The 9,312-nt window shown below is 67.0% G+C and carries 9 protein-coding genes and 1 pseudogene; 9 read left to right on the top strand and 1 reads right to left on the bottom strand.

The features are described 5' to 3' along the window. The 3 genes and pseudogenes from V5F77_RS13420 to budA all read left to right on the top strand — a co-directional run. Positions 1 to 393: pseudogene (locus V5F77_RS13420) on the top strand (hypothetical protein); the annotation flags it as partial. A 130-nt stretch (positions 394 to 523) separates the two neighbouring features. Beyond that, positions 524 to 1,567: an AI-2E family transporter gene (locus tag V5F77_RS13415; RefSeq protein ID WP_429005854.1), complete on the top strand. Its 1,044-nt coding sequence runs from the start codon at positions 524 to 526 to the stop codon at positions 1,565 to 1,567. A gap of 40 nt (positions 1,568 to 1,607) precedes the next feature. After that, positions 1,608 to 2,447 (top strand): acetolactate decarboxylase, encoded by an 840-nt coding sequence (gene budA / locus V5F77_RS13410; protein ID WP_429005853.1) that lies wholly within the window; start codon positions 1,608 to 1,610, stop codon positions 2,445 to 2,447. A 20-nt stretch (positions 2,448 to 2,467) separates the two neighbouring features. Here the strand turns inward: budA and V5F77_RS13405 are convergent, their stop codons facing one another. Beyond that, positions 2,468 to 2,848: a DUF427 domain-containing protein gene (locus V5F77_RS13405; protein ID WP_429005852.1), complete on the bottom strand. Its 381-nt coding sequence runs from the start codon at positions 2,846 to 2,848 to the stop codon at positions 2,468 to 2,470. Positions 2,849 to 3,015: 167 nt separating this feature from the next. On the opposite strand from V5F77_RS13405, the gene V5F77_RS13400 reads away from it, so the two are divergent. The 6 genes from V5F77_RS13400 (at position 3,016) to V5F77_RS13375 (ending at position 9,305) form a co-directional block, all read left to right on the top strand. Then, complete coding sequence (locus V5F77_RS13400) at positions 3,016 to 4,479, top strand: alpha/beta hydrolase (protein ID WP_429005851.1); 1,464 nt, start codon at positions 3,016 to 3,018, stop codon at positions 4,477 to 4,479. A gap of 136 nt (positions 4,480 to 4,615) precedes the next feature. After that, on the top strand, positions 4,616 to 5,596 hold the full coding sequence (locus V5F77_RS13395) for an aldo/keto reductase (protein WP_429005850.1): 981 nt from the start codon (positions 4,616 to 4,618) through the stop codon (positions 5,594 to 5,596). 321 nt (positions 5,597 to 5,917) lie between these two features. Further along, complete coding sequence (locus V5F77_RS13390; protein ID WP_429005849.1) at positions 5,918 to 6,457, top strand: DUF305 domain-containing protein; 540 nt, start codon at positions 5,918 to 5,920, stop codon at positions 6,455 to 6,457. Positions 6,458 to 6,467: 10 nt separating this feature from the next. After that, positions 6,468 to 7,925, top strand: a complete 1,458-nt coding sequence (locus V5F77_RS13385) for a YncE family protein (protein WP_429005848.1) — start codon at positions 6,468 to 6,470, stop codon at positions 7,923 to 7,925. A 73-nt stretch (positions 7,926 to 7,998) separates the two neighbouring features. Next, the gene (locus V5F77_RS13380) at positions 7,999 to 8,529 is read left to right on the top strand and encodes a sigma-70 family RNA polymerase sigma factor (RefSeq protein ID WP_429005847.1); all 531 of its coding nucleotides are present in this window, start codon (positions 7,999 to 8,001) and stop codon (positions 8,527 to 8,529) included. Then, positions 8,526 to 9,305: an anti-sigma factor family protein gene (locus V5F77_RS13375; RefSeq protein WP_429005846.1), complete on the top strand. Its 780-nt coding sequence runs from the start codon at positions 8,526 to 8,528 to the stop codon at positions 9,303 to 9,305. Before V5F77_RS13380 ends, V5F77_RS13375 begins: the two co-directional genes overlap by 4 nt. Positions 9,306 to 9,312: the final 7 nt, after the last annotated feature.

Below are 9,312 nucleotides of genomic sequence, written 5' to 3'. Positions count from 1 at the left end.
GTGATCTGGCTGCCTGAAGGAACCAACGAACACGAGCTCGTGCGCCAATTGCCGCTCGCGGTATCCGCTTATTGCACCTCCCAGATCCAATATTGCCGCCGCAAAATGCTGGAGGTGCGCCTCGAAGGACGCTGCGCACTGCGCGTCGGCGCCATCTTCCTGGTGATCTGCCTTGCCCTGTCGACGGGGTTGGACAAATGGCTCGGCTCGGACAGTTTGCTCGGCTATCTCTTCGGCGAGGGACTGCTGATCGCCGGTTGGGTCGGGCTGTGGCACCCGCTGGAGCTGCTGCTCTATTCTTGGTGGCCCTATTCCAGCGACATCAAGCTTTACGAGAAGATCAAAGGCATGGAAATGTCGGTGCGGCACGGGACCATGCCGGCGCAGGCGTGATATCAACAGCCCGGCCCCTGACACTACCCGATGGGTTTTGCTGAAGCGCCGCTTTTCAAGCATACGCATGACTTTCTACACATCGCCGACAAGCTGGGAACGCTTGCCGGCTCGGGCACAAGGGGCGGAAATGATCAAGGATCGCGCGGTGAGGGTTTTGCTGGGTCTGGTCGCCGCGGTGATCGTGTTTGCCGCCATCAACGAAGCCCAATCGATCCTCGCCCCTGTCGTGTTCGCGCTGTTCATCATCGCCATCGTCTGGCCGCTACAGAGGGCGTTCCAAAAATACCTGCCGGGTGTCGTCGCCGCGCTTGCAACCCTGCTGGTCACGCTGGCGGTGGTGGGCACCATCATCAGCCTCGTGGTGTGGGGCTTCGCCCGGGTCGGCCAGTGGGTATTCGCCAACGCCACCCGTTTCCAGGCACTCTACGGACAGGCCCATGACTGGCTGGAGGGCCATGGCTTCGTGATGGCGTCGATCATCACCGAGCATTTCGACGTGCGCTGGCTGCTCCTGGTATTTCAGGACCTCTCGGGCCGCATGCAGAGCCTCGCCAGCTTCCTGATCGTGACGTTCGTGTTCGTCATCCTCGGCCTGCTGGAAGTGGACATCTTCAAGCGCCAGCTCGCCGGCCTGCGCACCGGAACGTTCGGCCCCTTCATGCTTTCGGCCAGCGCCGACATCGGCACCAAGATGCAACGTTACATGCTGGTGCGCACCTTGATGAGCATTGCCACTGGCCTTGTGGTGTGGGGCTTTACCCTCGCCTCCGGCATGGAGCTGGCGACCGCCTGGGGCGTCATCGCCTTCACCATGAATTACATCCCCTTCATCGGCCCGTTCGTCGCCACCCTGCTGCCCACCTTCTTCGCGCTGGTGCAGTTCGAATCCTGGCAGATGGCGGCGTTCGTCTTCGTGTGCCTGAACGTGATCCAATTCCTGTCAGGCAGCTATCTGGAGCCGCGCATTGCCGGCAAGGCGCTTGCCGCCTCGCCCTTCATGGTGCTGTTCGCTGTGTTCTTCTGGAGCTTCCTGTGGGGCATCCCCGGCGCCTTCATCGGCGTACCCTTGCTGATCGCCGCGCTGACCCTGTGCGCCCACCATCCCGCCAGCCGCTGGGTCGCGGACCTCTTCTCCGGCCGGACGCCGACCGAGAGTGCCTCACCGAGTTGAACCTATTCGCCTCCCCCGACCTCGCACCCAGAGACACGCCATGCCGACCCTGACCTGCGAGATTTCCCAATCGCTGTGGAGCGCGCTGCTGGCGGCCACCAAGGAGAGCGGCGAAAGCCTGGATCACATCGTCTCCCGCGCGCTCGCCGATACACTGCAGGTGGATCACGGTACGTTGTTCCAGGTTTCCACCTCGGGCGCGCTGGTGGAGGGCCTGTTCCAGGGCGTGGTCTCGGTTGCCACCTTGCGGGAGCATGGGGATTTCGGGCTCGGCACCTTCGTCGATCTGGACGGCGAGATGATCGCCTTCGACGGTGCCTTCTTTCAGATGCGCGGCGACGGCTCGATCCGCCGGGCGGAAGACGCGCAGCAGGTGCCGTTCGCCATCGTCACCCATTTCGCGCCTGGCGCCCCGGTGGCGCTCGCCCCCTTCGGTTCGTTCGCAGAGCTGTGCCGGCAGATGGACACGCTACGCCACACGGACAATGTGTTCTTTGCGGTACGCCTTTCGGGCCGCTTCGGGCGGATGCACACCCGCATCGCCAGCAAAGCGGCGGCGCATGAGACCCTGGTGGAGGCGACCTCTCACCAAGCCGAATTCGAGGCCCGCGATGTCGCCGGCACCCTGATCGGCTTCTGGACGCCGTCCTATGCCAAGGGGCTGGGCGTTCCCGGATGGCATCTGCATTTCCTCAGCGTGGACACCACGTTCGGTGGCCATGTCCTGGACTGTGCGGGCGAAGGCATCACGCTGACGATGGAGCGGATCGAGGATTTCCGCATCGCCATCCCCGAAAGCACGGACTTCCTCGCCGCCGATCTGACCGGGGATACGACGCAGGCGCTGGACAAGGCTGAGCGGGCGACGGCGCACGCCTGATCCGGCGACCGGCCGAGTCGTCAGGCGGATGGCTCCTCGATGGAATCGACCCGGTCACGATAGAAAGCCAGATGCCCGGCGATCTCGGCGACGGCCGGGAATGCGCTCTCGTAGCTCCAGACGGCATTGACGGCCCGCCCGCCACCGGAGGGAATCGAGAAATAGCTGCAGTCGCCCTTGTAGGGGCAATAGGTTGCGTGCGTGCTGCGCTCCAGGAGCGCCATGTCCACATCCCCACGCGGAATGTAATGGACCGCGGGATAGGATGCCTCGCGCAGGACCAGGGCTTCGCGCGTATCGGCGATCACCCGGCCGCCGGCCGTCACGACGACCCGTCCGGGATGGCGCGTGACGGTGATGGGATGGTCCGGGCCGGGCTGCTTGATGGAACGCTCTGCCATGGTGTGACCTTTGCTTCGCGCTGTGCGCGGCGCCTTGGCCGCCGAACGGCGGCGGCCGCTCCCGGTGTCAGGTAAGGTCCCACTCAAGCCCGCGCAAGGCGGGTATCCGCGGGTCCATAATGCAAGATGCGCGCTGATTCGAACCAGCGCGCCGACGGAGGAAAAAGATGCGCCGGTGGTTGGTAAAGACGCTGCGGCGGGTGGGAGTCCTGCTCGCCGTGCTGGCGCTGATCGTGTTCGCGGGGCGCGGCGTGGACTCCCTGCGCGGTCCGCCGCTGGAACTGTGGCACACGTTCGTTCCGAAGGAACTGACGCCGGCCGAGCTGGACCGCGCCGACTGGCCCGCCTACCTCGCCGCCGAGCAGCGGATCTTCGCCAGCGTCCGCGCCGAGGTGACGGACAAATTGCCGGCGCACGCCCGCGTGCCGTTCGATCGCTATTTCGCCGATAGCCCGATTTATCCCGGCCGCTTCACGCAGGATTTCAACCGCTCCTTCGTGCTGGAGCCGCAGGGGCCGTTGCGCGGCGTCGCGGTGCTGCTGCATGGCCTCACCGATTCCCCCTACAGCCTGCGCCACGTGGCGCACCGCTATGCCGCCGCCGGCTTCGTGGCGATCTCGATCCGCCTGCCCGGCCATGGCACGGTTCCCGGCGCACTGACGGCGGTGGACTGGCAGGATTGGCTCGCCGCGACCCGCCTCGCCATGCGCGAGGCCAAACGCCGCGCGGGGCCGGGACTGCCGATCCATCTGGTCGGCTATTCCAATGGCGCCGCGCTGGCGCTGAAATATTCCCTGGACGCGCTGGATGCGGCCGAGCAGCCGCGCGCGGACAGGCTGGTGCTGGTCTCGCCCATGGTCGGGATCACCCCATTCGCCCGCTTCGCCGGGCTCGCCGGCATTCCCGCCATTCTCCCGGCCTTCGCCCAGTCCGCGTGGCTGAACCTGCTGCCCGAGTTCAACCCGTTCAAATACAATTCCTTCCCGGTCAAGGCCGCACTGGAATCCTTCCGCCTCACCCAGGTGCTGCAGGAAGCCATCCATGCCCACACGCGCGACGGCCGCATCGCCGGGATGCCGCCGGTGCTGGCCTTCCAGTCGATCCTCGATCACACGGTGGTCACCAAGGCGGTGATCGATACGCTGTTTGGCGCCCTGCCGAACAATGGCAGCGAGCTTGTACTGTTCGATGTGAACCACAATTCGCGGTTCGAGCCGCTGCTGACCTCGGATGCAGAAACCGCCGTGAGCCGCCTGCTCCCCCCGGCACCGCGCGGCTTTCGCGCCACCCTCGTCACCAACATCTCGCCCGCCACCGCCGAAGTCGAGGCACGCACGAGCGAGGCCGGCGCCACCGGCGAAAGCCGGCGCCCGCTCGGTATCGACTATCCCCGCGACGTCTATTCCCTGTCCCACATCGCCCTGCCCTTCCCGCTGGAGGACGGGCTTTATGGACTAACGCCTGATCCCACGGAGGATTTCGGCATCCGTCTCGGCACCATGACGGCCCGGGGCGAGTACGGCGCGCTTACGGTCGGCATCGACATGCTGATGCGCCAGTCGTCAAATCCCTTCTTCTCCTACATGCTGGAGCGCATCGACGCCGGTCTGCCCCCTCCGCCGGCGCGCTGATCGGCGGCGGCGGGATCATTTTGACCGCCCCGCGGACGCAAGGGAACGTCACGCGCTCTTGCGCGCGGCGGCCTTCAGCGCGGGCGGCCCTGGGGCTAGAACAAGTTCGGCAAGGACGCCCATCGGGGAAAACAGCATGGACTACGTGAAATTCGGCTCCACCGGCATGGATGTCTCCCGGCTTGTCCTCGGGTGCATGAGCTTCGGCGACCCTAGCCGGGGCAGTCACGCCTGGACGCTCGACGAAGCCACGAGCCGCGACCTGATCCGCCAGGCGATCGAGGCGGGGATCAATTTCCTCGATACCGCAAACGTTTACTCCGACGGCACGTCGGAGGAGTTCGTCGGCCGGGCGATGAAAGACTTCGCCCGCCGCGACGAGATCGTGCTTGCAACCAAGGTGTTCAACCGCATGCACCCGGGCCCCAACGGAGCCGGGCTATCACGCAAGGCGATCTTCACCGAGATCGACAACAGCCTGCGCCGCCTCGGGACCGATTATGTCGATCTCTACCAGATCCATCGCTGGGATCCGCGCACGCCGATCGAAGAGACGATGGAGGCGTTGCACGACGTGGTGAAGGCCGGGAAAGCGCGCTATATCGGCGCCTCCTCCATGGCGGCGTGGCAGTTCGCCAAGGCTATCTACACGGCGCGCCTGAACAATTGGACGCCGTTCGCGAGCATGCAGAACCATCTCAACCTGCTCTACCGCGAGGAGGAGCGGGAGATGCTGCCGTTCTGCAAGGACCAGGGCATCGCCGTCATTCCCTGGAGCCCGCTCGCCCGCGGTCGCCTGACCCGCGCCTGGGACGAGACCACGGCACGCCTGGAGACGGACGCCTTCGGCAAGTCGCTCTACCGGGAGACCGACCGGGTGATCGTCGACCTGGTGGGCGCCATCGCCGAGACCCGCGGCGTGCCCCGCGCACAGGTCGCTCTGGCCTGGATGCTGCAAAAACAAGGGGTTACCGCACCGATCGTCGGTGCGACCAAGCCCCGCCATCTCACCGATGCCATCGCCGCGCTCTCGCTCGTGCTGACCGAGGATGAGGTCGCCGCGCTCGAAGCCCCCTATGCCCCGCATGAGGTTTCCGGGTTCGTCCCGCCGAAATAATCGCAACGGGGCGGTGGGAAATCGCCTGGGCCCGGCCCGCATGTTTCATGTGAAACACCGGGCCGGGCGCGGAAGAACAGCGGATTATTTCGCCGAACATGGCCAATTTCGTCGACGAAACCGCATGTTCCGAAGAAGTTCTGCAACGACATCCAGCCGGCCCGCGAACGGGTTCGAAAAACCGGCCGGCGTGCCTCATTCCCCGACCCGGACTCCCCGACGGCTCCGTGTGCGGCGAAAAAGATTCGGGCCGCGGTGGAATAAAGCCCGGCTGGCGGAGTCAATCCTCCTGAAGGCGCCGTCGCGCCACGGGAGACCGTCATGCGAATTCGAACTCCATCCCTTGCCGTCGGCCTGGTCGCGCTGGCGGCGGCGTGTGCGGCAGGCTCCTTCGCCACCCAGGCGCACGATGCCGCACCGGCCGTCTCGGGAGCCGCCCAGCCCACGGACGAGGCGCCCTTTCTGACCGAGAACGCCGCCGCCATGGACAAGATGATGGCGGACATGGACGTCAAGCCGACCGGCGACGTCGATGCGGATTTCGCCGCGATGATGATCCCCCACCACCAGGGCGCCGTGGACATGGCCGTCGCCTATCTGCGCTACGGCCGGAACGAGCAGTTGCGGCGGCTGGCGCAGGAGATCGTGGTCGAGCAGCAGCAGGAGATCGCGGCGATGCGCCTCGCGCTCGGCCAGCCCCTGCCGCCGTCCGCGCCGGCGCCGACCCAGCCTGTCGCCGTCATGCCGGCCGCCATCCCCGTCCATGACCTTTCCGCCGAGTCCCATTCCACCATGTCCCATAGCGCCATGTCCCACGGCAGCATGACCATGCCCGCGGCCATGCCGATGTCGACGAAGTAGGAGCCGAACGATGAACACCCGTTTCCTGACCGGCATGCTCGCGAGCACCATGCTCGCCTGCGCGGCGCCCGCCTTCGCCGGACAAGCGCCCTTCCCCGCCTCCACCCCCGACGTGCCGCTGAGCAGCCGCGACCGCGTCTATGCCGCCGAGCAGTTCTCCAACACGATCTCGGTCACCGATCCGTCGACCAACAAGCTGGTCGGCGTGATCCGCCTCGGCGATCCGCAGCCGGGCAATTTCAGCCCGCTCTACAAGGGCCAGGTGCTGGTGCACGGCATGGGCTTTTCGCCCGACCGCAAGACCATCGCCGTGGTCTCGATCGGCTCGAATTCCGTCACCTTCATCGACACCGCCACCAATGCGGTGAAGCACACCACCTATGTCGGCCGCTCGCCCCACGAGGCGTTCTTCACGCCCGACGGCAAGGAGGTGTGGGTGACGGTGCGCGGCGAGGATTACGTGGCCGTGCTCGACGGCACGACCTTTGAGGAAAAGACCCGCGTCAAGGTGCCGAACGGCCCCGGCATGCAGATCTTCTCGCCCGACGGCAAATATGGCTATGTCTGCTCGTCCTTCATGCCGGAGATCGTGGTGATCTCGGTCGCCGACCACCAGATCGTCGGGCGGGTGAAGCAGGCAAGCCCGTTCTGCCCGAATATCGCGGCCACCCCGGACGGCAAGCAGGTGTGGTTTACGCTGAAGGACATCGGCAAGACCCAGGTGTTCAACGCCCAGCCGCCGTTCGACATCATCAAGACCATCGACACCGGCCCGATCACCAATCACGTCAATTTCGCCCACAACGCCAACGGCACCTTCGCCTATGTGACGATCGGCGGGCTGAACGAGATCAAGGTGTTCCGCACCGACGACTTCTCGCAGGTCGCGACCATTCCGGTCGGCAACCTGCCGCACGGCATCTGGCCGTCGGGCGACGGCGCGCGGGTCTATGTGGGCCTTGAGAATGCCGATGCGCTCGCGGCCGTCGACACGCTGACCAACAAAGTGGTCGCCACCATCCCGATCGGGCAGGCGCCGCAGGCGGTCAATTACGTGCCGGGCGCGGTGCCGGAAGGCGACGGCACGGCCAATCTCCAGCCGCTCGGCGTCGCCGGCCAGACCGCGCATCTCACCCTCGCCCTGGCGGGCAAGCGGGAGGACAAGGCGCCGACCAGCGTCTCGCTGTTCGACCAGGGCCTGATCCAGGTGCTGCAGGCGTCCGTGACCGGGCTGGAGCCCAAGAAGCCCTACCTGCTCGCGCTGGCCAGCCAGCCCGACGGCAAGGGGGCACTGGAACCGCTCTCCGCCTTCATGACCAACCCGGCCGGCTCGGCCATCGTCAATGCCGCCGGGCCGATCCGCCAGATCGTGCAGAGCCAGGAGAAGGCGACGCGGCGCTATCTGGTGATCGCCGAGGGCACGCCGGCCCAGCCCGGCGCCGTGGTGCAGCACCAGACCGCCAACTGACGCGCTCGGCCGCCTTTCCCCTCGCCTGCGTGCGAGCGAAAGGCGGCCGCCGCCCATCCGCTCCGGGTTTGCCATGACAACCGAGATGATCCATCTGATCGAGCCGCTCATTCCCGCGTTGCGCCGCTATGCGCGCGCGCTGCTGCGGGATCGCGCGGCGGCCGACGATCTGGTGCAGGACTGCCTGGAGCGGGCGATCGGCCGCTGGCACCAGCGCCGGACGGACAGCGAGCCGCGCGCCTGGATCTTCGCCATCCTGCACAACCTCGCCATGACGCGGCTGCGACGGGCGGCCAGCCAGCCGCGCCCGGTGGCGGTCGAGGACGTGGGCGAGGGTGATCTCGCCAATCCGGCCTCGCAGGAGGACGGCCTGCGCTACCGCGATCTCGTTTCCGCATTGTCCCAGCTCCCCGACGAGCAGCGCACGGTGCTGCTGCTGGTCTGCGTCGAGGAACTCTCCTATGCCGAGGCGGCGCGGGTGCTCGACATCCCCATCGGCACCGTCATGTCGCGCCTGTCGCGGGCGCGCGAACGGCTGCACGCGGCGATATCCGACAATCCGAGGCCGGCAAGTGCCCACCCGCATCTGCGGAGAGTGAAATGACCATCCGCCCGATTACCGAAGACGATCTCAACGGCTATCTCGACGACGCCCTCGACGCCGAGCGCCGCGCCGAGGTCCGCGCCTATCTCGACACCCATGCCGAGGTGGCGAGCAGGATCGCCGCCTATCGCGCCGAGCGCGACGCCCTGCGGTCCGCCTTCGCGCCCGTCGCCGAGGAACCGCTGCCGCCGCAGCTCTCGCTCACGCGCATGATCGAGGCCCGGCGGCGCTCCACCGGCACCCCGCGCTGGTCCATGGCGGCTGCCGCCGTGCTGCTGCTGGCGCTCGGCGGCGCCGGCGGCTGGTCCCTGCGCGGCAGCGGCGCGCCGCCCTTGGGCGGGCTGCAGGCGCTGGGGCGGGAAGCGGCGGCAAGCTATGCGGTCTTTGCCTCCGACCTCGCGCGGCCGGTCGAAATCCGCGCCGAGAACCGGGCACAGCTCGTCGCCTGGACCTCGCACCGGCTCGGCCGCCCGGTGGCCATTCCCGACCTCACCGCGTCCGGCTACCGGCTCATGGGCGGGCGGGTGGTCGCGACCGAGCACGGGGCGGCGGCGCTGTTCATGTATGACGACGATCGCGGCAGCCGGCTGGTCATGTTCGCGCGGCCCATGGCCAGCGACCGGGACATGCCGATGGCGCCCCACGTCCAGGATGGGATCAACGGCTATGCCTGGGCCGACCGGGGCCTCGGCTACAGCCTCGTGGGCGCGGTGGCACCCGACACGCTGCATCCCTTGGCTAACGAAGTCCGCCGCCAGATCGGCAGCGACGCCTGAAGGGGCC

This window comes from Roseixanthobacter psychrophilus (genome assembly GCF_043195195.1).
In the GTDB taxonomy this organism is placed as follows: domain Bacteria; phylum Pseudomonadota; class Alphaproteobacteria; order Rhizobiales; family Xanthobacteraceae; genus NCEH01.
This window is presented reverse-complemented; position numbering and strand designations above follow the sequence as displayed.